The organism is Arthrobacter senegalensis (assembly GCF_059091765.1).
This window is the reverse complement of record NZ_JBNHGZ010000002.1, coordinates 380,652-403,968: the sequence shown is the minus strand read 5'-3', so window position 1 is coordinate 403,968 and position 23,317 is coordinate 380,652. Positions and strand designations below refer to the sequence as shown.

19 protein-coding genes are annotated in these 23,317 nt (G+C 68.0%); 13 read left to right on the top strand and 6 right to left on the bottom strand.

Annotated features, from left to right (window positions below):
* Nucleotides 1-103: 103 nt before the first annotated feature.
* From AC5RVG_RS07260 to AC5RVG_RS07245, 4 genes are all read left to right on the top strand, one after another.
* The gene (locus tag AC5RVG_RS07260) at nucleotides 104-1,306 is read left to right on the top strand and encodes an ROK family transcriptional regulator (protein WP_494013315.1); all 1,203 of its coding nucleotides are present in this window, start codon (nucleotides 104-106) and stop codon (nucleotides 1,304-1,306) included.
* Between the two features lie 95 nt (nucleotides 1,307-1,401).
* The gene (locus tag AC5RVG_RS07255; RefSeq protein ID WP_494013314.1) at nucleotides 1,402-1,824 is read left to right on the top strand and encodes a hypothetical protein; all 423 of its coding nucleotides are present in this window, start codon (nucleotides 1,402-1,404) and stop codon (nucleotides 1,822-1,824) included.
* A gap of 201 nt (nucleotides 1,825-2,025) precedes the next feature.
* Nucleotides 2,026-2,604: an orotate phosphoribosyltransferase gene (gene pyrE, locus AC5RVG_RS07250; RefSeq protein WP_494013313.1), complete on the top strand. Its 579-nt coding sequence runs from the start codon at nucleotides 2,026-2,028 to the stop codon at nucleotides 2,602-2,604.
* Nucleotides 2,605-2,627: 23 nt separating this feature from the next.
* Entirely contained in the window at nucleotides 2,628-3,641 is a 1,014-nt protein-coding gene (locus AC5RVG_RS07245) for a thioesterase domain-containing protein (RefSeq protein ID WP_494013312.1), read from the top strand.
* Between the two features lie 225 nt (nucleotides 3,642-3,866).
* Here AC5RVG_RS07245 and AC5RVG_RS07240 read toward each other — a convergent pair whose 3' ends face one another.
* A complete protein-coding gene (locus AC5RVG_RS07240) occupies nucleotides 3,867-4,358 on the bottom strand; it encodes a YciE/YciF ferroxidase family protein (protein WP_493977223.1) in 492 nt (163 codons plus the stop codon).
* Nucleotides 4,359-4,742: 384 nt separating this feature from the next.
* On the opposite strand from AC5RVG_RS07240, the gene AC5RVG_RS07235 reads away from it, so the two are divergent.
* Nucleotides 4,743-5,396, top strand: coding sequence for a TrmH family RNA methyltransferase (locus AC5RVG_RS07235; protein ID WP_494013763.1), 654 nt, complete (start codon nucleotides 4,743-4,745; stop codon nucleotides 5,394-5,396).
* A gap of 276 nt (nucleotides 5,397-5,672) precedes the next feature.
* Here the strand turns inward: AC5RVG_RS07235 and AC5RVG_RS07230 are convergent, their stop codons facing one another.
* Nucleotides 5,673-6,752: an NUDIX domain-containing protein gene (locus AC5RVG_RS07230; RefSeq protein WP_494013311.1), complete on the bottom strand. Its 1,080-nt coding sequence runs from the start codon at nucleotides 6,750-6,752 to the stop codon at nucleotides 5,673-5,675.
* Between the two features lie 185 nt (nucleotides 6,753-6,937).
* On the opposite strand from AC5RVG_RS07230, the gene fbaA reads away from it, so the two are divergent.
* The 3 genes from fbaA to AC5RVG_RS07215 all read left to right on the top strand — a co-directional run bounded on the left by fbaA (nucleotide 6,938) and on the right by AC5RVG_RS07215 (nucleotide 9,356).
* Nucleotides 6,938-7,960: a class II fructose-bisphosphate aldolase gene (gene fbaA, locus AC5RVG_RS07225; protein WP_493977221.1), complete on the top strand. Its 1,023-nt coding sequence runs from the start codon at nucleotides 6,938-6,940 to the stop codon at nucleotides 7,958-7,960.
* Nucleotides 7,960-8,382, top strand: coding sequence for a DUF3151 domain-containing protein (locus tag AC5RVG_RS07220; RefSeq protein ID WP_494013310.1), 423 nt, complete (start codon nucleotides 7,960-7,962; stop codon nucleotides 8,380-8,382). The genes fbaA and AC5RVG_RS07220 overlap by 1 nt, the downstream gene beginning before the upstream one ends.
* Before the next feature lie 191 nt (nucleotides 8,383-8,573).
* Nucleotides 8,574-9,356, top strand: a complete 783-nt coding sequence (locus AC5RVG_RS07215) for a cyclodeaminase/cyclohydrolase family protein (RefSeq protein ID WP_494013309.1) — start codon at nucleotides 8,574-8,576, stop codon at nucleotides 9,354-9,356.
* 55 nt (nucleotides 9,357-9,411) lie between these two features.
* On the opposite strand, the gene AC5RVG_RS07210 is transcribed toward AC5RVG_RS07215, so the two are convergent.
* Both AC5RVG_RS07210 and AC5RVG_RS07205 read right to left on the bottom strand, forming a co-directional pair.
* Nucleotides 9,412-9,804, bottom strand: a complete 393-nt coding sequence (locus AC5RVG_RS07210; RefSeq protein WP_494013308.1) for a VOC family protein — start codon at nucleotides 9,802-9,804, stop codon at nucleotides 9,412-9,414.
* A complete protein-coding gene (locus AC5RVG_RS07205; RefSeq protein ID WP_494013307.1) occupies nucleotides 9,801-10,094 on the bottom strand; it encodes an ArsR/SmtB family transcription factor in 294 nt (97 codons plus the stop codon). The genes AC5RVG_RS07210 and AC5RVG_RS07205 overlap by 4 nt, the downstream gene beginning before the upstream one ends.
* Before the next feature lie 105 nt (nucleotides 10,095-10,199).
* Here AC5RVG_RS07205 and AC5RVG_RS07200 point away from each other — a divergent pair, with 105 nt between their 5' ends.
* Together AC5RVG_RS07200 and AC5RVG_RS07195 are read left to right on the top strand one after the other, a co-directional pair.
* On the top strand, nucleotides 10,200-10,628 hold the full coding sequence (locus AC5RVG_RS07200) for an SRPBCC family protein (protein ID WP_494013306.1): 429 nt from the start codon (nucleotides 10,200-10,202) through the stop codon (nucleotides 10,626-10,628).
* A 172-nt stretch (nucleotides 10,629-10,800) separates the two neighbouring features.
* On the top strand, nucleotides 10,801-11,421 hold the full coding sequence (locus tag AC5RVG_RS07195) for a thymidine kinase (protein ID WP_494013305.1): 621 nt from the start codon (nucleotides 10,801-10,803) through the stop codon (nucleotides 11,419-11,421).
* Between the two features lie 87 nt (nucleotides 11,422-11,508).
* Here the strand turns inward: AC5RVG_RS07195 and AC5RVG_RS07190 are convergent, their stop codons facing one another.
* On the bottom strand, nucleotides 11,509-12,372 hold the full coding sequence (locus AC5RVG_RS07190) for a DUF72 domain-containing protein (RefSeq protein ID WP_494013304.1): 864 nt from the start codon (nucleotides 12,370-12,372) through the stop codon (nucleotides 11,509-11,511).
* Nucleotides 12,373-12,937: 565 nt separating this feature from the next.
* Between AC5RVG_RS07190 and AC5RVG_RS07185 the strand changes: the two genes are divergently transcribed.
* The 3 genes from AC5RVG_RS07185 to AC5RVG_RS07175 all read left to right on the top strand — a co-directional run bounded on the left by AC5RVG_RS07185 (nucleotide 12,938) and on the right by AC5RVG_RS07175 (nucleotide 16,993).
* Nucleotides 12,938-14,227: an adenylosuccinate synthase gene (locus AC5RVG_RS07185; protein WP_493977214.1), complete on the top strand. Its 1,290-nt coding sequence runs from the start codon at nucleotides 12,938-12,940 to the stop codon at nucleotides 14,225-14,227.
* 340 nt (nucleotides 14,228-14,567) lie between these two features.
* The gene (locus AC5RVG_RS07180; RefSeq protein ID WP_494013303.1) at nucleotides 14,568-15,965 is read left to right on the top strand and encodes a pyridoxal phosphate-dependent decarboxylase family protein; all 1,398 of its coding nucleotides are present in this window, start codon (nucleotides 14,568-14,570) and stop codon (nucleotides 15,963-15,965) included.
* Nucleotides 15,966-16,186: 221 nt separating this feature from the next.
* Complete coding sequence (locus AC5RVG_RS07175; protein ID WP_494013302.1) at nucleotides 16,187-16,993, top strand: carbon-nitrogen hydrolase family protein; 807 nt, start codon at nucleotides 16,187-16,189, stop codon at nucleotides 16,991-16,993.
* Between the two features lie 281 nt (nucleotides 16,994-17,274).
* Here AC5RVG_RS07175 and AC5RVG_RS07170 read toward each other — a convergent pair whose 3' ends face one another.
* Entirely contained in the window at nucleotides 17,275-23,130 is a 5,856-nt protein-coding gene (locus AC5RVG_RS07170) for an Ig-like domain-containing protein (protein WP_494013301.1), read from the bottom strand.
* Between the last annotated feature and the right edge of the window lie 187 nt (nucleotides 23,131-23,317).

The following is a 23,317-nucleotide window of genomic DNA, read 5'->3' as shown; positions in this document are numbered from 1 at the left end:
CACGCGTCACATAGTTTTGTCGAGGGTCAGGCAAAAGTTGTTTGGCCATGAATTGTTAGTTTCGGTAGAGACAAACAGAAGTGGTGCGTGCTGTACTGAAAGCGTGTTGAAGTCCGATGTCGCCCCGCCGCAGCGCCTGGCCGCCCAGCCGGCTGCCGGAGCAAGCGAGGTATTCCAACTGCTGCGCGACGGCCAGCCGCGCACCCGGGCGGAGCTGGCGCAGTTGACCGGCTTGGCGCGGTCCACGGTGACCGCCCGGGTGGATTCGTTGATGCGGCTGGGGCTGATTGCCCCCATTGGGGGAGCGACCTCGACCGGCGGAAGGCCGCCGTCGTTATTTGCGCTCAACCCGGCCGCACGCCTGGTGGTCGGCGCAGACCTCGGCGCCACGCACGCCCGGGTCGTCGTGGCCGACCTCTCCGGCGACGTCCTGGCCGAGGAGCGCGCCGAGCTGAGCATCGCCAGCGGCCCGGACATCGTGCTCAGTTGGCTGACCGACGCCGTGGCGCGGTTGCTGAAGGACGCGGGGCGGAGCGCGGCGGATCTGGGCGCGTTCGGCATCGGGCTTCCCGGACCGGTCGAACATGACACGGGGCGGCCGATCAATCCGCCGATCATGCCCGGTTGGGACCGGGTGGACGTCCCGGCGCTGGTGCAGCAGCATTTCGACGTGCCGGTGCTGGTGGACAACGACGTCAACATCATGGCGCTGGGCGAGCAGGCGATGGCCTGGCCCGACACCGCCGACCTGATGCTGATCAAGGTGGCCACGGGGATCGGGGCCGGCATCATTTCCTCGGGGCAGCTGCAACGCGGCGCCCAGGGTACCGCCGGGGACTTGGGGCATGTGCGGGTGCCCCGGGGCGACGACGTGGTGTGCCGGTGCGGGAACACCGGCTGCCTGGAGGCGCTCGCCGGCGGGCCCGCCCTGGCGGCCGTGCTTTCGGCCGGGGGGAAAAAGGCCGAAAGCAGCCAGGACGTGATCGAACTGGTCCGCGCCGGCGACCCGCAGGCGATCCAGGCGGTGCGCCAGGCAGGCCGGGACATCGGCGACGTGCTGGCCACCTGCGTGAACCTGATCAACCCGTCGGTCATCGTAATCGGCGGGCTGCTGGCGCAGGCGGGCGAGCACCTCTTGGCCGGGATCCGGGAAGTGGTCTACCGGCGCTCGCTGCCGCTGGCGACCGAGCATCTGCGGATCGCCCCGTCCGTAGCAGGGCAGCGCGCCGGCGTGCTGGGAGCGGTGGCGCTGGCGATCGGTCACGTCCTCTCGCCCGAAGCGATCGAAGCGGCCGCGTCGGCCTGACTGCGAAGTTATCGCTTCGTAATGGAGCGGGCGTCCCGTCCATATGCTTCCACGGCTAGCGTGGGACAAACGTAATTGGGGAGAGGCAGGGCGTCATGCGCACATTGACCACACTGGCAGCCGGCGCCGTCGTCCTGCTGGCGCTCGCCGGTTGCGCCGGGGCGACGTCTGGGATCGGCGCGCTGGAGGCGCCGGCCGGCCCGGACGACAAGCTAGTGGGCGGAGCCGAGGTCCTGCGCGTGGCACCAGGCAGCGTCCGGTCCTTGGCGGAAACGAGCGACTTCGCCTTCTATGCCGCAGTCCCGGACAACCCGGCCGACCACGGCGTGTGCGTGATCATCGTGGAGGTGGGAGCCTCCGGGGCATCCAGCGGTTGCGGCGGTACTGGGCGCGAGCCGGTCGAACTCGGCACGTCCGGGGTGTGGGCCAAGCTGGTCCAGGATCACTACGACGCGGGCAAGGACCTGGCCGAGGGCTGGGAGCAGCTGCACCCGAACCTGCTGGTCCGCGGACTCTGACTGGTACACGCGCTTTCAGATGGCGTCCGGCGGCGCCTGACTGTGTCGGGTCTGGGGGTCGGCGGCGTCCGGCGGCGCCTGACGGTGTCAGATCTGGGGGTCGGCGGCGTCCCGCGGCGTTCGGTTTGAGGGCTCCGGTGGGGCCGCGAGGCCTGTCATGGATTCCCGGTGCGGCGGGGGCAACCCCATAGACTAAGAGCCATGACCCAGACTCCCGTGGCCGATCCAACGGCCGACCGCGCCCGCCTGCTCGAACTGATTAAGGAACTGGCCGTGGTGCGCGGCAGGGTCACCCTCTCCAGCGGCGCCGAAGCCGACTACTACATCGACCTGCGCCGGGTCACCCTGCACCATGAGGCGTCCCGGCTGGTCGGCAGTGTCATGCTGGCCATGCTCGACGAGGCCGGCATCGAATTCCAGGCAGCAGGCGGCCTGACCATGGGGGCCGATCCGGTGGGGACGGCGCTGATGCACGCGGCCGGAGACGACGGACGAGCCGTCGACGCGTTTGTGGTGCGCAAGGCGCAGAAGTCCTACGGCATGGGCCGCCAGGTGGAGGGTCCCGAGGTGAAGGATCGCCCCGTCGTCGTGCTGGAGGATACTTCCACGACCGGCGGATCCGCGCTGACCGCGGTCGAAGGCGTGCGCCAGGCCGGCGGGCAGGTTCAGGCCGTGGCAGTCATTGTGGACCGCGACACCGGAGCGAAGGAACGCATCGAGGCCGAAGCCGGCGTGCCCTATTTGTTCGCTTTCGGCAAGGACGAACTGGAGCTGGACTAGCCGCCGGTGGCCGGCCAGCTCGAATGATGGATCTCCGCAGGAACCACGCCTTCCGCCAGCTGCGCCTGGCCAGCAACCTGCACCGGGTTTCGCGCCGCTCGTTCCTGATCGGTGCCGCCTTCGGGCTGGGCACCGCCGCCGACCTGGCGGCCACCCGGGCCATCCAGGAGATGCGCAACGAAGCGCAGATCCTCACGCTGGACGACGAACGCGCGGACCGGCGCTTCCCCCGCAGCAGCTGGGTGCTCTTCCCCGGGTACAAGACCAGCTGGGAAGAGGGGCTGTGGATTTTGAACTCGTTGCGCGACGGCCTGGTGGATCGTGGCCGGCTGGCGGTGGCGGGTTATTCGAACCGCGGCCTGGACCTGGCCGAATTGACCGAGGTGCTGCAGAAGCACATCCAGGACAACGACCTGCAGCGGCTCTACTTCTACGGGCACAGCTTCGGCGGCATGGTGGCCGTGGAAATGACCGCGCGGCTGCGCGCCAAGGGCTTCCCGGTGGAACTGATCCTGATGGATTCGTCGCCGTACAGCCGCTTTGACGTGCTGGACAAGACCATGTTCGAAGGCGTGGTCTTCCTCTACGAGGCCGGCTACCGGGTGCCCAGCTACTTGCGGGGCGGATACGAGCTGGGCGAGCGCATTGTGCACAAGGACGAGCGCACCTGGCGGCAGATCGTAGAGCAGACCATGGAGCAGCTGTCGCCGCTGGCCGTGTCCAGCACGCTGATCCAGTCGCAGTCCTCGTACATCTATCACTTCGACGCGTATCGCTTCCGCCACAGCATCGGCGACACCCGCATCGCCTGGATGGGCAACCCCGGGGACCAGACGGTTAACTACGCAACGGCCCGGCGCAGCTGGCTCGTGAACTATGAGGCGAACTTCCTCACCAACAACCTGGTCACCGAAGGCGCCCGGCCGGCCCACGCCAGCCCGCAGTGGAATTCAGCGATCTACGTGCCGATCGTCCAGCAGGTGGCGGACGAATTCTTCCCGCTGCCGGTGGTCGGCGGGCGCAAAACCTACTACTAGTAAGGGGACCGTCGGCAGGTTACTTCCGCTGCGCGCGACGGGAAGCGGAGCGGCAGGCGCGCGAGTCGGAGTGGGGCCGCCGGCAGCGAAAGGGAGCGGCAGAACGCACAGCGGAGCGGCAGGCACGCGAAAGGGAGCGGGGCCGCCCACGCAGCTCCGCTCCCTTTCGCTGTTTGCCCCGTGCGCCGGCCAGACCATCGCGCCGGCCGGCCGCGCTCCGCCGCGCTACTTGGCGGCGGCTTCCTGGGCGAGCTTCCGGCCGAACTCGATCAGCTTGTCCCGAGTGCTTTCTTCCTGGCCCAGGATCTGCTGAAGCAGCTCCACGACTTCGGTCTGGCCCTGGGCCTCCGCCGAGGTGATCAGCGTGGTGTAGCAGGCGACCTCATGATGTTCCGTGTCCAGAGCCCCGGCCACGATGACCATGTCCACCAGGCTGGGATCCACCTTGTCCAAGGCGGCCTGCGCTTCCTCCGCCAAACCCTTGCTCACCGGGGAGCGCTGCTCCTTGGCCTCCAAGCCCAGGACCTTGAAGCATTTTTCGATATACGTAATCTGTTCACGCGTCTCGTCCTGATGGTGGCTGAGCATGTCCTTCAGCTCTTGGCTCCGTGCAACCTTCTGGTTCTCTTCGAGCATCTTGAGCACGTCATGTTCCGACCGCAGCGCGACGCCCAGCTTGAAAGCGAAAAGTTCCTCGGGGGTGGTCAATTCAGCCATTGAAACTCCTTTTCTTGAGGGTGGTTATCAGTATGCTTATCATCCTCGTTAATCGTGCACAACCCGCTGCAGCTCCGTCGGCGGACTCCCGCCGCCGTCCTTCCGCATCCCTGCGGCGGCCCTTCCCCGCAACGGTGCCTGACGCTGTGGTCTGTCCCCTAGGCTTGTGGGGTGGAAGAAAAAGCAGGTGAAACCGGGGCCGGACCGAGGTTGACCGATGGGGTCAGCCACCGGCCGGACGCCCAGGCGGCGACCCCGAACGGATCCGAAACCTCGGTGCGGGGGGCTGCCCCGAACGGCTCCGAGACCGCAGGGCCGGAGACGTCCTCGAGTGGCTCCGAAACCCGCCCCCCGGAAGCTGCCCCGAACGGCTCGGAAACCGGCGTGCGGGAAGCTGCCCCGAACGGCTCCGAGGCGGACGGACCGGAGCCGGCCATCGGCGTCGGACCGTGGGAGGGTCCGTTGCCCGACGGTGACCATTGGGACCCGCAGCTGCTGGCCGACGGCGACCGACGCAACGTGACCGACCAGTACCGCTACTGGAAGCACGAGGCGATCGTCGCGGACCTGGACACCCGCCGGCACAACTTCCACGTGGCCATCGAGAACTGGCAGCACGACCTCAACATCGGCTCGGTGGTGCGGTGCGCCAACGCCTTCCTAGCCAAGGAAGTGCACATCATCGGACGACGGCGGTGGAACCGGCGCGGGGCGATGGTCACCGACCGCTACCAGCACGTCCGGCACCATCCCACCGTGGAGGACTTCGTGGCGTGGGCGCAGGGCGAGGGCCTGCGGATCATCGGGATAGACAACTTCCCCGACTCGGTGCCGCTGGAGACCTACGACCTGCCGGAGAACGCCGTGCTGGTGTTCGGGCAGGAGGGGCCCGGGCTGACGCCGGAGGTGCACGCCGCAGCCGATGCCACGCTGTCCATCGCGCAGTTCGGCTCGACCCGGTCCATCAACGCTTCCGCCGCCGCGGCCATCGCGATGCACGCATGGATCCGGCGCCACGTTTTCGCCCAGCCGGTCTAGCGGCAAGGACCGGCCGTGCGGTGCGCCGTTGTCCCGCCGCTGTCCCGCCGCGCCTAACTTCCCAGCTTTAGCTGTAACTTCCCACGTTTCGTTTGTCCACAGGCCCCTGACCTGCGGCGATGCTTCAGGCCCCGTCGAAACGTGGGAAGTTAGTGCGCCGGTAGGGCCCGGGAAAGGCGCCCATTATGGAATGGCGCCCAATATGTCGATGGGCCGGGCCGGTCGGTCGGCGTCGACCGTCGGTTTCAGGAGTGGACCGGCAGCTGGAGCCAGCAGTCAGCCGATCAAGTCCAGCAACGCTCCGGCGCCGACCGTCCGGGCGCCGAGGGCTTCAACCCGCTCGCGCAGCCCACGGTCGGAGCTGACCACGGTCACCGGCGCCTCCGGGTCCGTGCCGAAGGTTTTCTCCACCTGGGCCACAATCTCGTCGTCGCCCGACCCCGCAGCATGCGCCACTTCCAGCTCCACCCCTCGGCGACGCGCGGCCGAGGCTTGGGCTGCTGTTTCGCCGTCCTGCGCCGTCGCCGGGGAGCTCGGGGAGTCCGTGCCGACGCCGGCCCGTGCCCGGTTCGCCCCGCCGTCGTGGCCGTCCGGGTTTGCCATATCCACGTGGCGTGCCTGCCCGTCCGGGCTCCCCGCGACTGCCGGGCCTGCCAGCCCAGCGGGGACGGCCTCCTTCGCGGCGCCTTCCAGGACGACGACGGTGCGCGGCCACACGGTGCCGGCGGGCACTTCCAGCAGGCCTGCGGGAAGCCCCGCTGCCAGGCTGGCATGCAGCGAGGCCAGCAGCCGGCGGGCGGCGCCGGGGCGGTCCTTCCACCAGCCGTCCGGCCGGGAGCCGACCACGTTCGCCGCGTCGACCACAAGCACCGGCGGGTGCTCCAGCAGCGTGCGCAGCCGCGGCCAGGCGTCGCCGAAGTGCGGATGCAGCGGCAACTGGTCCACCTCGTCCAGCGGGACCCAGGCCAGGGCCAAACTCTCGGCGTCGGTGATTTCCGGTTCGAACGGGCGAACAGTCCTGGCGGCGGCGGTTGTGTAGGACCAGAAGCCCAGGTCCAGGACGGTAGTGAACAGCGGCGCCAGCGCGTCGAGCGGGACGTCGGCTTCCTCGTTGGCCTCGCGCAGGGCGGCATCGACGGCCGGTTCGCCCTGATGCCTCGCCCCGCCGGGAATTCCCCAGGTGCCGCCGAAATGGCTCCACTTTGCGCGGTGCTGGAGCAGGATGCCGCGCTCGCGGTCCACCGCCAGCAGCCCGGCCGAGCCGAACCGGCCCCACATCCGGGTACCGTCCGGCCCCTCCACCCAAGCGTCGCCGGGATCGCGCGGACCGTGGAATGGCGGAGGGGTTTCAGTCATGATTCCAGCTTGCCACGGTCGGCGGGCGGGGTCAGGTGGGGGCGAGCGAGGGCCCGGTGGCTCCGCCGGCCGCCGGGGGTAACCCGGCTTCACAGTCGTCGCGGCAACTGCTGCCCGGACACGAGTCGATAGGATGGGCTCAGAGGCAACGCCTTCGAATCCGTATCGCTAGCCAAGGAGTCAGCATGCCCGTTGCAACCCCTGAGATCTACGCCGACATGATCGACCGCGCCAAGGCGGGCGGCTTCGCCTACCCTGCGATCAACGTGACCTCCTCGCAGACCCTCAACGCTGCCCTGCAGGGCTTTGCCGACGCCGGGTCCGACGGCATCATCCAGGTGTCCACCGGCGGCGCCGCCTACTGGTCCGGTGCCGGGGTCAAGGACATGGTTGCCGGCTCGCTGGGCTTCGCCGCCTTCGCCCGCGAAGTGGCCAAGAAGTACCCGGTCAACGTGGCGCTGCACACCGACCACTGCCCGAAGGACAAGCTGGACGGCTTTGTGCTGCCGCTGCTGGCCGAGTCCGAGGCCGCCGTGAAGCGCGGCGAGGACCCCATCTTCCAGTCGCACATGTGGGACGGCTCGGCCGAGACGCTGGAGGAGAACCTGCGCATCGCCGAGGACCTGCTGGCCCGCACCGCCGCGGCCAAGATCATCCTGGAAGTGGAAATCGGCACCGTCGGCGGCGAGGAAGACGGCGTCGAAAACGAGATCAACGAAAAGCTCTACACCACGGTCGACGACGGCCTGAAGACCATCGAGGCGCTCGGCGCGGGGGAGAAGGGCCGCTACATCACCGCCCTGACCTTCGGCAACGTGCACGGCGTGTACAAGCCGGGCGGCGTGAAGCTGCGCCCCGAGTTGCTCAAGCAGATCCAGGCCGAGGTCGGAGCCAAGATCGGCAAGACCAATCCGTTTGACCTGGTCTTCCACGGCGGCTCCGGCTCCTCCGAGCAGGAGATCGCCGACGCCGTTGCGTACGGCGTCATCAAGATGAACGTCGACACCGATACCCAGTACGCCTTCACCCGCCCGGTCGCCGGCCACATGTTCAGCAATTACGACGGCGTGCTGAAGGTGGACGGCGAGGTCGGCAACAAGAAGGCCTACGACCCGCGTGTCTGGGGCGCCGCCGCCGAGAAGTCAATGGCCGCCCGGGTCGTCGAGGCCGCAGAGCGCCTGGGCTCGGCCGGAAAGTCGGTGAAGTAATGACCGAGCCCTTCCGCACCAACCTGCTGGGCCCCGAGCCGACCTATCTGCCGGAGGAGACCGACGTCCTGGCCCGGCTGGAGGCCGGCGACGAGGCCTTGGACCTGGCCGCGAAGTTCCCCACCTCCTCGCTGGTCTGGGCGATCCTCGCCGACGAGGCGTACTCCGAGGGCCGGACCATCGACTCGTACGCCTACGCCCGCGTGGGCTACCACCGCGGCCTGGACGCGCTGCGCCGGTCCGGCTGGCGCGGAGCCGGCCCCATCCCCTGGGAGCATGAGCCCAACCGCGGATTCCTGCGCGCGCTCTACGCCCTGGGCCGCGCCGCCGGAGCGATCGGCGAGGCGGAAGAAGTGGACCGGATCGGCAAGTTCCTGGCCGACTCCGACCCGAACGCCCGGGCGGCCATCGAAGGCGCCTGATCTGCAATAAATCCCTCGGTGGAAACGGGAGCTCGCCGCACGGCAGCTCCCGTTTTCAGTGCCCGGGTGGTGGCTGTCCTGCCTCCTCCAGCCCGTCGGGCACTTTCCTGCCGACCCGTTGTTGGGCATGATGCAGACATGGGAGCAGGCAGCGGCGGCACGGCCGCAGGGTCCACGGAAGGGGCCGGAGCATGAGCGGATCGGAGACCATCGACGAGTACCTGGGACGGCTCGGTTCCAACCAGCCGACGCCCGGCGCCGGAGCGGTCGGAGCAATCCACGCGGCGCAGGCGGCGGCGCTGATCGGCATGGTGACGCGGTTTACCGAGCGGAGCGCGGCGAAGAACAACGACGACGGCGGTGCCTCCGCGGGTGCAGCGCGCGACGACGACGGTGCCTCCGCGGGTTCGGCGCATAACGACGGCGGTGCCTCCTCAGCCACGGACCGCAGCGGCCGCTCCACAGGCTCAGCCCGCAACGACGGCGGTGCCTCCGCCGGCTCCGGCGCGGATCCGGACCTGAAGGCCATACTGGCCGAGGCCGGCGACCTGACCCGGGCGGCGGTGCACGCGGCGGTGTCCGACGAGGAGAAATTCCGCAGGGTCGTTGACTGCTACAAGCTCCCCAACTCAACAGACGACGAGCGCAGCCGTCGCAGCGCGGCCATCCGGGAGTCGCTCGTGGAGGCGACACTCCCGGCGAGGGCCCAACTGGACCTGGCCTCCGCCGTCGTGCGTCTGGGCACAGAGCTGGTGGGCGTGTGCAATCCAAACGTGCTGAGCGACATTGCCGTGGCCGCCGAAGCGGCGCGGGCCGCCGCGGCGACGGCGCGGATTACGGTCGAGGCCAATCTGACGTCCATCCGGGAGGAATCCATCCAGGAGTCGCTGCAAGACCACACGCAGAAGGCGGACGACGTGGTGCGCCGTGCCGAGGAGTTGTCAGCGTCGGTCCGGCGCCGCGTCCTGGACTGAACGAGCGCCATCGACAGGGCACGGCCCCGCCGCGCATGACGGAGCGAGGCCCCGGCTACGCCTCCTTCATGCTGGCGATTTGAATGAGGTTGCCGCAGGTGTCGTCGAACACGGCCGTGACGACCGGTCCCATGTCGGCGGGCTCCTGAACGAACTGCACCCCCAGCGCTAACAGGCGCGCGTACTCGGCGTGCACGTCGTCCACCCCGAAGCTGTTGAAGGGGATACCATCGGCGACCAGGGCTTCCTTGAACGGCTTCACCGCCGGATGGCCGGAAGGTTCCAGGAGCAGTTCCACGCCGTCCGGGGCCGAGGGTGAGACAACGGTCAGCCATCGGTCGTCACCTACGGGCACATCGTTCTTGAGCTGGAACCCCAGCTTCTCGGTGTAGAACTCAAGGGCCTTCTGCTGGTCGTCAACAAAGACGCTGGTGGTGGTGATGATCATGGTGTCTCCTTCGAAGACGGCGGGAGATTGGCTAGCCATTCCCTCGCGGGGGTGAGCGGGGCAGTATTCAGATGGTGGACGGTAGTGCGTCCACGATTGCTGGCGGTCACCAAGCCGGCCTCGCGCAGGATCGCGAGGTGCTTGGTGACAGCCTGACGGGTGATCGCGAGATGGTGGTTGTTGATCAGGCGCACGGTCAGCTCGAACAGCGTCTGGTCGTTGTGCGCGGCCAGTTCGTCCAGCAGAATCCGCCTAGTCGGATGACTTATGGCTTGGAAGACCGTGTCCACCCGTCCATCATAGGCAACCCGTAGGTTGCCAATCAAGGGAGCGGGTTTCTTAGCGCTCGGCCGCGTGGTCTTTCGCCGCCGCAGCCGGGCAGGCATGATGCAGGTATGGGTGCGACCACGGCATTCACGGTCTCCGAGCAGGTCTTTGTGCCGCCGGCGCGGGCCTGGGCGCTGTTGACGGATTGGGCCGCGGCCCCCGCATGGATGCCCGGCGTGAACGAGATGCACGCCGAGGGACCGCTGGCGGTCGGCCAATCCATCAGCTTCCGCTCCCAGGGCCACGACCGCAGCAGCACGGTGACCGAGCTCGACGTCGGCCGCAGCATCACCATCACGTCCTCGCAGGGGGACGTGCGGGCGGACTACCGCTACGAGTTGGACGGCGACGGCGGCGCGACCCGGCTGACGCTGACCGCCGACGTCGTGGTCAGCGAGGAATTGGCCGCCATGGCAGAACAGATCCGGCGGGCCATCGCGGAGGCCGATTCCGGCCAGCTGGCCCGCTTCAAGCGATTTGCGGAAGCTGCGCCGTGATCCCGGTCGTGTCCTTCGCGGGAGCCACGCTTACTCCGGTCGTGCGCTGCGATGAAGCTGCACCGCGATCCACCCCGGAGCGCTGTGGGGGAGCCGCGCGGCGACCCTGCTGCCGTCCATCCGGCGTCCGGCTCAGTAGAATCGACTGCTGGGACCGCTTGAAAGGACTGCGTTGGCCAAGCTCTACTTCCGCTACGGGGCGATGAACTCCGGCAAATCCACCGGACTGCTCCAAGTAGCCTTCAACTACGAGGAGCGCGGGCAGCGCGTACTGCTGGCCAAGCCGCAGATGGACACCAAGGGGGACAGCAAGATCGTCTCACGACTGGGCATGGCCCGGGACGTGGACTTCCTGATCCGTCCGGGTGAATCCGTGCGCGAACACTTCGGCCGGGTGGCCGCGGGCGAGGACCCCGAAGCCCTCCTGGAACATGTGGATATGCAGCCGGTGGCGTGCCTGCTGGTGGACGAGGCCCAATTCCTGGAACCGGAACAGATCGACGACCTGTTCCGCATCGCGGTGATGGACAACGTGCCGGTGCTGGCCTACGGCATCCGCACCGACTTCCGCACCCAGGCCTTCCCGGGGGCCCGGAGGCTCCTGGAAATCTCGCACTCCCTCGAGGAGCTGAAGACCATATGCCGCTGCGGGCGCAAGGCAGTCTTCAATACGCGCCGCGTGGGCGGGGAGATTGTGTTCGACGGCGAGCAGGTCGCCATCGACGGCGAGGACGTCTGGTACGAATCGCTCTGCGGCACCTGCTACCTCGAGGCCTCCGGCGGCGCGCTCTAGCGTTTGACGGCGGCCGGCCGCAGTCCATGTGCAGACCCGGGCAGCGGAGGATCTCCGTGAGCGGGCACGTGTCGGCGCAGCCCCGGGTCACCTGCCGGCTGGAATACCCAGCCGTTCGGCCAGCCCGATCGCGTTGAACGGTGCGTGGACCTTGACGTCGTTGTCGAAGTACACGTAGGCATCCCGGCCCGCGCCGTCGGGGCAGCCCGACCCGTCCAGCCATCCGGTGACCGTCGAGGCCAGCCGGTCCAGATCTGCGTCCCGGTAGCCGCTGACGTAGAGTTCGTCCTTTCCGTGCAGCCGGACGTAGGCGAAGTCGGCCGTGATCTCGTCCAGCATCGGCCACTTTCCGGCGCTGTCGGCCAGCACCAGGGCCGTGTTGTGCCGGCGCAGCTGGTCGTAGAACTCCTCGTTGATGAACGTGGTGCTGCGGATCTCGAGGGCGTGGCGCAGCGGCCGGTCGGCGCCGTCGTCGGGGATCCAGGTCCTGTCCTTCATCAGGTCGGTGTGCCCGGCGGCCAAGGCGGCGGCCGCGTGCGTGCTGCGCGGCAGCTGGGCCAGGAACTTCTCCATCACCTCGGCGTCGTAGTTGGCGCGTTCGGGCAGCTGCCACAGGAACGGTCCGAGCTTTTCGCCCAGGCCCAGGACCCCCGATGCGTAGAAATTCGCCAAGGCGTCCCGGACGTCCTTCAGGCCCTTCATGTGGGTGATGTACCGCCCGCCCTTGACCGCGAACACGAAGTCCGGAGGCGTCTCGGCGTGCCACTGCCGGAAGCTGGAGGGGCGCTGCAGCGAATAGAACGTGCCGTTGATTTCGACTGAATTCAGGTGGCCGGAGGCATATTCCAGCTCGCGGCGCTGGGGCAGGCCCTTCGGGTAGAACGTGCCGCGCCAGCGCGGGTATCGCCAGCCGGAGATGCCGATCCGTGCCATCGGTTGAGAGGCGGCCATGTCTCGCACGCTACCCGGCCCCGGCGGCGCAAGCCAGAGCAAGCCGCGCTCCGCCGTCGTGCCGTGGGGCGTTGCGCATCCTTGAAGCGCTGCCGCAACCGGGCACGAGAGCCTTTGCCTCATCGAGTGGCGAGAAGATGCAGCCAAACGGCCGGTTTCGCTGCATCTTCTCACCACTCGAATCTGGCGTCCCGGTTTCGACCCCGGCGCGACGCCGAGCGACGTCGGGGTCCCGGGAGTTGGAGGGGCTGCGGCCGCGTTCCGGGCGCGACCGGTCTGGCGATGTCGGGTCCGGGGAGTTGGAGGGCTGCGGCCGCGTCCCGGTTTCGACCGCCGAGCGACATCCCGCTCCCAGGAGCAGCAGGCCCGCCACCACCCACCCGTTTCGGCCCCAAAATCGCATCCGACCGCGCGGATTCCGGTCGACTGAGGCCCATCGGCTAAACTTGGCGGGTAAGAGCCCCAAATACTCCGTTCGGAGTGAGGGGCGTTCTCATGCGCGGCAGCAGCTCCTTGATGTGCAGTCTGTCCGGGGCTTCCGCCGCATCGAATGGGGGAGGATCCCATGCCAGCAATTGTGATCGTCGGAGCCCAGTGGGGCGACGAAGGAAAAGGCAAGGCTACCGACCTGCTCGGCGGCCGCGTGGATTACGTGGTTAAGCCGAACGGCGGCAACAACGCCGGGCACACCGTCGTCGTCGGCGGGGAGAAGTACGAGCTGAAGCTGTTGCCGGCCGGCATTCTGTCCCCCAACGCCACCCCGATCATCGGCAACGGCTGCGTGGTCAACCTGGAAGCCCTCTTCGAGGAGATCGACGGGCTCGAGGCCCGCGGCGCGGACACCTCGCGGCTGCGCGTCTCCGCCAACGCCCACCTGGTGGCCCCGTTCCACCAGACCATGGACAAGGTGACCGAACGCTTCCTGGGCAAGCGCGCGATCGGCACCACCGGCCGCGGCATTGGCCCCGCCTACATGGACAAGGTGGCCCGGCTGGGCATCCGCGTCCAGGACGTCTTCGACGAATCGATCCTGCGGCAGAAGGTCGAAGGCTCGCTGCGGCAGAAGAACGAACTGCTGGTCAAGGTGTACAACCGCCGGGACGTGCACGTTGAGGAGGTCGTCGAGTACTTCCTCTCCTTCGCCGAGCGGCTGCGCCCGATGGTTATCGACTCCACCTACGTGCTGAACAAGGCGCTGGACGAGGGCAAGGTCGTGCTGATGGAGGGCGGCCAGGCCACCTTCCTGGACGTGGACCACGGCACCTACCCGTTCGTGACCTCCTCCAACCCGACGGCCGGCGGCGCGTCCGTGGGCTCGGGCATCGGCCCCACCCGGATCAACCGTGCCGTGGGCATCATCAAGGCGTACACCACCCGCGTGGGCGCCGGGCCGTTCCCCACCGAGCTGTTCGACGACATGGGCGAGTACCTGCAGAAAAAGGGCGGGGAGTTCGGCGTGAACACCGGCCGGCCGCGGCGCTGCGGCTGGTACGACGCCGTGCTGGCCCGCCACGCCGCCCGGGTCAACGGCTTCACGGACTACTTCGTGACCAAGCTGGACGTCCTCACCGGCATCGAACAGATCCCGGTCTGCGTCGCCTACGACGTGGACGGCATCCGGCACGACGAAATGCCGATGACCCAGACCGAGTTCCACCACGCCAAGCCGATCTTCGAGTACTTCGAGGGCTGGACCGAGGACATCACCGGCGCCAGGACCCTGGAAGACCTGCCGGAGAATGCCCGCAACTATGTGCTGGCGCTCGAAAAGCTCTCCGGCACCCGGTTCTCCGCCATCGGCGTTGGCCCGGACCGCGACCAGACCATCGTGGTGCGGGACCTGATCAGCGAATAGCAGGACCAACGACGGCGGTGCGTCCGGTGCGCCGACGGGCCGTCACCGCTGGATGACGACGGCGGGGGCGCGGGGCTAAAGCCTCAAAGGACACCATTAGCTGACGACGGCGGGGCGCGGGGCTAAGGCCTCAACGGGCACCAATAGATGACGACGGCGGGGGCGCGGGCAGCGATGTTCGCGCCCCTTTCTGCGCCCGCTCGGGCCGCGGATCGCCGACGCCATCCCGGCCGACTCGTGAGTGCCGGGACCTGCCCTGCTTGCTGCGGGATGTCCCCGCGGCAAGCGTGTTCCTGCCCCCGCCTGTCGCAGGGCATGGCCGCGGCGTATCATGCTCGTCATGGCGGACGACGAACTGCTCCACCGCACGGCCGAGCTGGCGGCAAAATACCTGCAATCCCTGCCCGGACGACCGGTGAAATCGGGGCTGGACGTGGCTGCCCTGCGCCGCGAGCTGGCGGGAAAACTGCCGCGGCAGGGAGAAGATCCGCAGGCGGTCATTGAGCACCTGGCCGACGTCGGCGGGCGGGCCGCCGTGGCAATGGCAGGTCCGCGTTACTTCGGCTTCGTGATCGGCGGCGCCCAGCCCGCAGCGCTCGCCGCCGACTGGCTGACCTCCACCTGGGACCAAAACGCCGGGCTGTATGTGGCCGGCCCGGCCGCCTCCGTGGTGGAAGAGGCAGTGGGCGCTTGGCTGCTGGACCTGTTCGGGCTGCCCGCGGATTCCGGCTTCGGCCTGGTGACCGGCTGCCAGATGGCCCACTTCACCTGCCTGGCTGCGGCACGGACGGCAGTGCTGGAACGGATGGGCTGGGACGTGGTGGGCGACGGCCTGTTTGGCGCGCCGGAAATCGCCGTCGTCGTAGGGGAAGAAGCCCACAGCACCGTGCTGACCGCGCTGCAGTACCTGGGCTTGGGTCGCCGCAGGGTCTACTCGGTGGCCACCGACGCGCAGGGCCGCATCACGCTGGACTCGCTCGACGCGGTGCTGGACCGGGTTCCCGCCGACATGCCGCTGATCGTCAACCTGCAGGCCGGCAATGTGAACACCGGGTCCTTCGATCCCATCCGGCCGGCGGTGGACCGTGTACGACGCCGGGACGGCGCCTGGATCCATGTCGACGGCGCGTTCGGGCTGTGGGCAGCCGCCAGCCCGGAGCACCGGCACCTGCTCGACGGCGTGGACCTGGCCGACTCGTGGGCGACTGACGCGCACAAGTGGCTCAACGTCCCGTACGACTCCGGCGTGGCCATTGTCCGCGACGCCGAGGTGCACCAGCGCACCATGTCCCCGCCGCATGCCGCGTACCTGGAGTACGGGGCCGAACGGGACGAGGTGGCGTGGGTGCCGGAGTTCTCCCGCCGCGCCCGCGGCTTCCCGGCCTACGCCGCGCTGCGGACGCTCGGCCGCGAGGGGGTGGCGGACCTCGTGTGGCGCTGCTGTTCGCTGGCATCGCGGATGGCCGGGCGGCTGGCCCAGGCGGACGGCGTGCAGATCCTCAACGAGGTGGTGCTCAACCAGGTGCTGGTCCGGTTCACGCCGGAGGACGGCTCAGACCCGGACGACTTCACCCGCGAGGTAGTCCGCCGGGTGCAGGAGGACGGAACGCTTTGGCTCTCGGGGACCACGTGGCACGGCAAGGCCGCCATGCGGATCAGCGTCTGCAACTGGTCCACCACGGAAGAAGACGCCGACCGCTCCGTCGAGGCGATCCTGCGCTGCGCCGGTAGCCGCTGACGCCGACCGGAGTGCCGGATAACACGGCAAGCCGCCGGCATTGCAGGGCAGGCCCGGATTGCCGGGGCACTCCGCGAGTCAGCAAAAGGGGTGGCGCCGGTACCCACTGAGCCGGTACGCCGCCGTCGTGCGGTGAATCCGCTGAGTCTGCGGAAGCGCCCGGCGAGTTGGTCTTAGGTAGGCTGGAAGGACATACACCGCCATCAAGACGGGAGCGCATCATGAAGATCAGCGTCGGACAGCTTAACCCCAGCGGGGACGTGACCGAGAACCTCCAGACGGTGCGCTCGCTCGCGGAAGAAGCCAAGGCCGACGGCGCCGAGCTGGTCGTGTTTCCCGAGGAATCGATGTTCACCGTTCGCCACGTCGAGGGCGACCTGGCCGCGGCCGTGGACGCCAACTGGACCAAGTTCGTGCAGCAGCTGTCCTTCATCGCCGCCGAAGTCGGCATCGCGATCATCGCCGGCGGCTACGAATCCAGCGGGGAGGAACGGCCGTACAACACGCTGGTGATCGTCGACGCCACCGGCCGGATTGTCGACACTTACCGCAAGCTTCACCTCTACGACGCGTTCTCGTATCAGGAGTCCAAGCGGATCAAGCCCGGTGACGGCGGCCTGAAGATTGTGCAGCTGGGCGACCTGAACTTCGGGGTGCTTACGTGCTACGACCTCCGCTTCCCCGAGCTCGCCCGCGCGCTGGCATCGGAGGGCGCCGACGTACTGTGTGTGCCGGCCGCCTGGTTCAAGGGCGACCACAAGATCGACCATTGGGAAACGCTGCTGCGCGCCCGTGCCATCGAGAACACCTGCTGGGTGGCCGCGGCCGGCACGTCGAGCACCAACACCGTGGGCCATTCGGCGATCCTGGACCCGATGGGCATCCCGAAGGGCTTCCTGGACGACGAACTCCGCGGCGTGGTCACCGTTGACGTGACCAGGCGCCGGATCGACGAGGTGCGCGAGTTTTTGCCGGTGCTCAAAAACCGGCGGCTCACCAGCACGGTGGAGATCGTCTCGGCGCACTGATGCTGCGGGCCGTTGGGCGGCGGCCGAAGGGGCGGCCGGGGGCGGTCAAAAATATTTTCGAGAAAGTTTCACCCAACCCGTAACTTCTCCGTGTCCGGCCGCGATTACGTAGATGAGGAAGCCGCGCCAAAGCTTAACCCCCCAACAAGCTGTGGCGCGGCTTCTGTCATCCCGGTGGTCGGGGATGTGTTGACGCCGGTGGGCCTCCGGGGTCCGGGGCCGGACAGAGTCCAGGCCCCGGATTACTCCGAAGCCTGGACTCTATTGGTTGAGGCGGTTATTTACCGTCCGGTCCGAAAGGACCAGCTGGTGGCCGACAGCCGGTTGCCCGAGGCATCCTTGATGCTGCTGCTCAGCTGAACCTTGTAGCTGGCATTGGCCTTCAGGTTGCTCGACGGGTTCAGGGTTGCCGTCTTGGTGCTCGAGTTGTAGCTGACCTTGGCCGAAACGGTCTTGCCCTTGCTGTCGACCAGCTTGAAGCTGGACCCGCTGACTCCGGAGACAGCCTCGCTGAACTTCACGTACACGTTGCCGCTCCGGCTGACCGACGTGGCTCCGGCTGCCGGCGTCCGCTTGGACACCGTGGGGCGGCTTTCCGTCGTGAAGCTCCAGCTGGAGGCCGCCAGGCGGTTGCCGTTGACGTCCGTGATGCCGTTGCTGAGGCTCACCGTGAAGCGGGTGCTGCTCGGCAAAATCGCCTTGGGAGTCACGGTGACCGTGCGCTTCGCAGAGTTGTAGCTGACCGTCGCCGGCACAACCGTGCCTGCGGCGGTCTTCAGCGTCACCGTGCTGGCGCTGACGCCTCGGACCGGTTCGCTGAACGTCACCGTCAGGTTCCCATTGGTGGCCACGTTGGTGCCGTTCACCGCCGGGGTCCGTCCGGCGATGGCCGGCGCGGCTTCGGTGGTGAAGCTCCACGTGGTGGCCGTGATCGGGTTACCCGAAAGGTCCCGGATGCCGCCGGTCAGCTGCACCGTGTAGGTGCGGCTGGCCAGCAGGTTGGCGGGGTCGAGGGTAGCCGTCCGGGTCGCGTCGTCGTAGCTGACGGTTGCCGTCACTGCCGTGCCGGCCGCGTTGGTGACCCGGAAGGTGGTGCCGTTGACTCCGGTGACCGGTTTGCTGAACGTGGCGGTGATGTTGCTGTTGGTGGCCACGTTGGTGGCGTTCACCGCCGGGGTCCGTTCGGTGATGACCGGTGCGGCCTCGGTGGTGAAGCTCCACGTGGTGGCCGTGATCGGGTTACCCGAAAGGTCCCGGATGCCGCCGGTCAGCTGCACCGTGTAGGTGCGGCTGGCCAGCAGATTGGCGGGGTCGAGGGTAGCCGTCCGGGTTGCGTCGTCGTAGCTGACGGTTGCGGTCACTGCCGTGCCGGCCGCGTTGGTGACCCGGAAGGTGGTGCCGTCGACTCCGGTGACCGGTTTGCTGAACGTGGCGGTGATGTTGCTGTTGGTGGCCACGTCGGTGGCGTTCGCCGCCGGCGTCCGTTCGGTGATAACCGGTGCGGCCTCGGTGGAGAAGTTCCACGTAGTGGCCGGCAGGGCATTGCCCTGCAGATCCCGGATGCCGCCGGTCAGCTGCACGGTATAGGTGCGGTTGGCCAGCAGATTTGCGGGGTCGAAGGTAGCCGTGCGGGTCGCGTCGTCGTAGCTGACGGTTGCGGTCACTGCCGTGCCGGCCGCGTTGGTGACCCGGAAGGTGGTGCCGTCGACTCCGGTCACCGGTTCGCTGAAGGTGGCGGTGATGTTGCTGTTGGTGGCCACGTTCGTGGCGTCCGCGTCCGGGCTGCGCCCGGTCACCGATGGAGCCGGTCCGGCAGTGGTGAACGACCAGCTGGTGGCAGCGAGTGGGTTGCCCGCCGCGTCCCGGATGCCGCTGGTGAGCGCAACGGTGTAGACCGTGTCGATCGCCAGGTCGGCCACCGGGTCGAGCGTCGCCGTTCGGGTCACCGGATCGTAGGTCACGGTGGCGGCGGTCGGTGCCGTTGCTTCCGCGGCCGTCAGCGTGGCCGTCGTCCCGGAGATGCCCTGGACGTCCTCGCTGAAGGTCGCCGTGATGTCGACCCCGACGGCCACGCCGGTTGCCCCGTCAGCAGGAGCGCGGTCCGTCACCGAGGGGGCTTCGGTATCCGTCAGCTCGATGGTCTGGTCGGCAAACCGGAGGCGCTCCACATTGGTGATGGTGTCGGTGCCGTCGTCCCCGCCGCCGCGGACGTGCGCGACGGTCGTGACTCCGTCGACGGTGGTGATGTCGTATTCATCGAGCGCGCCGGAGAAGTTGGCGGTGTCGACGTCGGTCGAAGCCGCACTGTTGAGGATTTCCCGCACGATGACGACGTCGCCCGGGTCGATCCGGCCGGCCATAATATCGGCCTGGATGGTCTTCAGGCTGGTGACTGACCGCAGTTCAGCGCCCTGAGCGTCGCGTACGCTCAGCCGCACGTTCAGCCACTTGTCGCCGTCGATGACGTCATCCGCGCCGTTGCCCCAGATCTGGTCGCTCCCGGAGCCGCCGATGATGATGTTGCCGGCGCCGAACTCGGTGGCACCGGCGGGCAGCAGCTCGGCCAGGCCGGCAATCCGCTTGATGCCCTCGGCGTCCAGCACATTGCTGAGGCCGGGCACCGCCACCTCGTTGTCGGGATCGGCCGGAATCACGTCATCGCCGCGCAAGACGTCGTCCTTGTCCCAGCCGGAGAGGGCCTCGACCAGCAGGAACCGGTCCTTGAGCGCGTTCGGGCCCTCCACGATGATCATGCGCATATCGGAATCGGCTGCCTCGACCGACCGGGCGTGGGTCACCCAGTCGAAGCCGTAGACGCCGTGATTGCGCTCGATCCCTGGACCGGCGACCATGACGTCGTCACCGCCCTCGGCGTCGTAGTCGTCCTCGCCGCTGTCGCCGATGAGGACGTCGTGGCCGGGGTTGTTGATGTCGTCGAAGAACGGGGCACCGCTGTCGCCCTGGAGCAGGTCGTTCGCGTTGCCGCCTTCTTGCCAGTCATCGCCGCCGCCGCCGAACACCGTGTCCGGTCCGTCGCCGGCTATCACGAGGTCATTGCCCTCGCCGGCGAAGGTCTGGTTGCCGTTGAGTCCGCCGTTGGAGAAGTCGTCTCCGTCGCCGGACATGATCACGTCGAGTCCGGGACCGGCGTCCATCGCGTCGTTGCCCGGCCCGCCCTTGATCACGTCGTCCCCGTGGGAGTCGGTGATCCGATCGTTGCCGGCGCCGCCCAGGAGGGTGTCGGCGCCGTCGTTGCCTTCGATGATGTCACTGCCGCCGTTGCCCCAGACGGTGTCGTTGTCGACGCCGGCCCAGATCCGGTCCGTCCCGTCTGCGCCGCCGGCATCGTCCTTGCCGTTGTAGGTCGCCTGGGCGTTGAGGCCCGGGCGGTCCACGCTGTTGGAGACGCGGTAGCGGATGGTGCCGTCCGCCATGCGGAGCAGCAGTGCTGACTCGTCGCAGGCCGAGGCGGGATCATCGGCCACATTGTTGCCCGTGGTGCCGGTGATGTTGCCCATCTCGAACTCACAGTCGGCGACGCCGAAGACGTCGGCCTTGAGCGCGGAAGCGTCGGTATTGCGCATCACCAGCTCGGCCATGGAGTTGCCTTCGAGCTGGGCCCGCAGGTTCAGGCCCGAGGTGCGGGACAGGTAGTAGAGACGGTCACCGTCCTGCAGGTCCGTCATCTGGCGTTCGAAGATGTAGTTGAAGGTGGAGCCGAGCAGCCCGCCGAAGAGATTCTGGGCTTCGGCCAGGCCCCCCACCCACAGATCGACCGTGTCCAAACCGGTCCTGGAGGCGGCGCCGTCGTTCTCCCACTCCCCGGTGCTGTTGACGAAATCGTAGGCATCGGCCGGAGTTTCGGCCGCCGGGTCGGGGCTCATGTCGAAGAGTTTCTGCGCCGCCGCGCGCTTGGCCTCGATGCTCGTCGCCCCGGTGATGCTGGGATGCGTGCCGTAAGCGGCCATAAAGTTGACCACCGAATCCGGATGCTTCAGCGCCTGCCCGAAGTCCACCCAGCTGCTGTAGGGCTTCAGGGACGACTCGCTGGTCTTCGCGTAGAGGTCCTTGCGGAAATTGTTCAGCGACGGGACGCCGGTCTCCCGGCCGCGGGCGATGTTGAGCGCGGCCAGGTCCAGGGGCAGCCCGAGCACGCTGTTGCGCAGCGTGTCGGTGACGAACTCGTCGAGCTCTGCGCCCACCTGGTCGGTCATGCCCATCGCGATCGCGCCTGCCGCCTGCTCGGGCGTCATCGTGCTGTCTCCGTTGGCGTAGTAGGCCGGTGGATTCAGGAACGCATCCAGCAGCGGGAGGCCGATGTCGGCTCCGCTGTTGGTCTTCCGATCCACGGTGTCCGTCAGCATGGAGTGACCGAACCGGTAGGTCGCGTGGGCAAACTCCGCCTCGATCGCCGGGTCGATCGCCGTGTCCGACTGGGTGAAGACGTTGAACGGATTGATGCCCGGCTGGATCTTGCGAGCGAAGTCCTCGAAGACGATGTGCTGGTACTCCATCTCCGTCACGAACCGTGCGGCCTGGAAGAGGCGCTCCCCGTTCCATTCGCCGTTGGGCAGCTTCCACTCGTTCAGGTCCAGGTTCAGGGACGTCAGCAGTTCTTCCATGTAGGTGACCAGCCGGTTGTGCTCCGAGTGGAAGACCTGGTGGACGGCGGTGAGGCCGATGTTCTCGTTCAGGCGGCCGTCGCCGCCAACGAAGTGCGCGTCGAGCATTTCGTCGTCGTAGGTGCCCGGGTCCTGCCGGCCGCTGGTGGGCGTGATGCCGCCGTCCCCGTCGGGTGTCAGGGCCGCGCCCCGCGAGTCGAACGGTGCCGCGAAGTGGGAGATGTCGTCCAGGAACGCGATGCCGATCCGCTGGACATCCGCCGGCGGCGCGACGGGGTTCTCCAGGTTCCCTTCCACGAACTGCTTGTCCTGCGTGATGTACTGCGGCAGCCCGTTGGGGCCGCGCAGGAAGCGCCCGTACTGGTCGGTGGCCAGCATCGGGATGTTCACGACGTCGGCGTCGGAGAGCTTCAGGCCGAGCATGGACTCGGCCTGTGCCTTGATGTCCGCCCAGGTGGCCATGCCGCCGGGTTCGCCTTCGGCCAGTTCGCCGGTCGAGACCGGGTCGCCGTCCTCGTTGAGCTCGTACTCCCGGAGGAAGACGTGATGGGACGGATTCGACGAGTAGGTCTGGCTCTGGTCGACCCACGGAGAGTCCGTGTTCGTGGCGTCCTGGACGTCGTCGTCTGTGCCGAGCTTGCCGTCGGGGCCGGGCTGGTTCTCCGCCCGGTTGAGCAGCATGAAGTTTGTGGGCGATCCCTCCACGTACAGCGGATCGTCCGTGGCCAGCGGCATCATGACGACGTTGCTGGTCTTCTTGGTGAAGTCGATGCCGTGGTCGAAAAACTGGCCGAAGAGGGCAAAGAAGCCGTTGTATGGCGGCGAGAGCCCGAAGTCGGTGGTGACATTCGGGATGTCGAGTGTCTCGCCGTCGGGAACGCAGTTCAGGGGCAACCCCTCGTCGTCGCAGGGGACCGCCGTGGGGCCGTCGTTCACCGTCCGGTGTGCCTTGCCCGCCGCGGCAATCGCGGCCGGATTGGTGGAGGTCTGGTCCACGATGACGTTGCTGACGAAGCGCGGGTCCGCGTCCCGGATCATCGGAACGTTGACCGACTTGTACGACTGCCCGCCGGCGGTGGTCCGCCATTCCGGTTCTGCCAGCCGCGGGAAGGGCAGGCTGGCGGCGCCGAAGTGCCCTTGGTTGGGCACCAGGTTGTTGTCGGACCCGTCCACCGTGCGCAGCCCGTAGGGCAGCAGCGGATTGGCTATTTGGTTGGGGCCGGGGCCCAGGAGCGGCTGGCCCGGCACGGGTTTGCCCTCGGCGTCTTCCTTGGTGGCGTGGTTTTCCGCGATCTTGATTTGCTTCAGGATGAACCGCATGTCCCCGGCATTGAGGGTCAGGCCTTGGCCTACCGGCGCTGCCAACGCCGCGGGGGCGAGGGCGGAGGGCAGCACGCCCGCGCCCAGCACCAGCGCGGCGAGCCCGGCCGTAACTTTCCGGGGGAAGGATGGCCTCCCCTTGTCGGCACGTTCGGTGCCCCTCCTCGGTTGCGGATCGGTTGGTGCAGTAAACACGGTGACTCCCCCTAGTCGAGTGATGTGTGGCTGGCCACAGCATCCGACGAGGACCTTGGGGAAATCCTTGAAGGCTCTTTCCGTCTACTTCCGGGCACGAAAAAACCCGCCCCTTGCCCCTGCCTTCGAAGCGGAAGGCCGGGGGACAAGGGGCGGGGCGGCAGGCGCTCGAGGCGGCAGGCCGGCG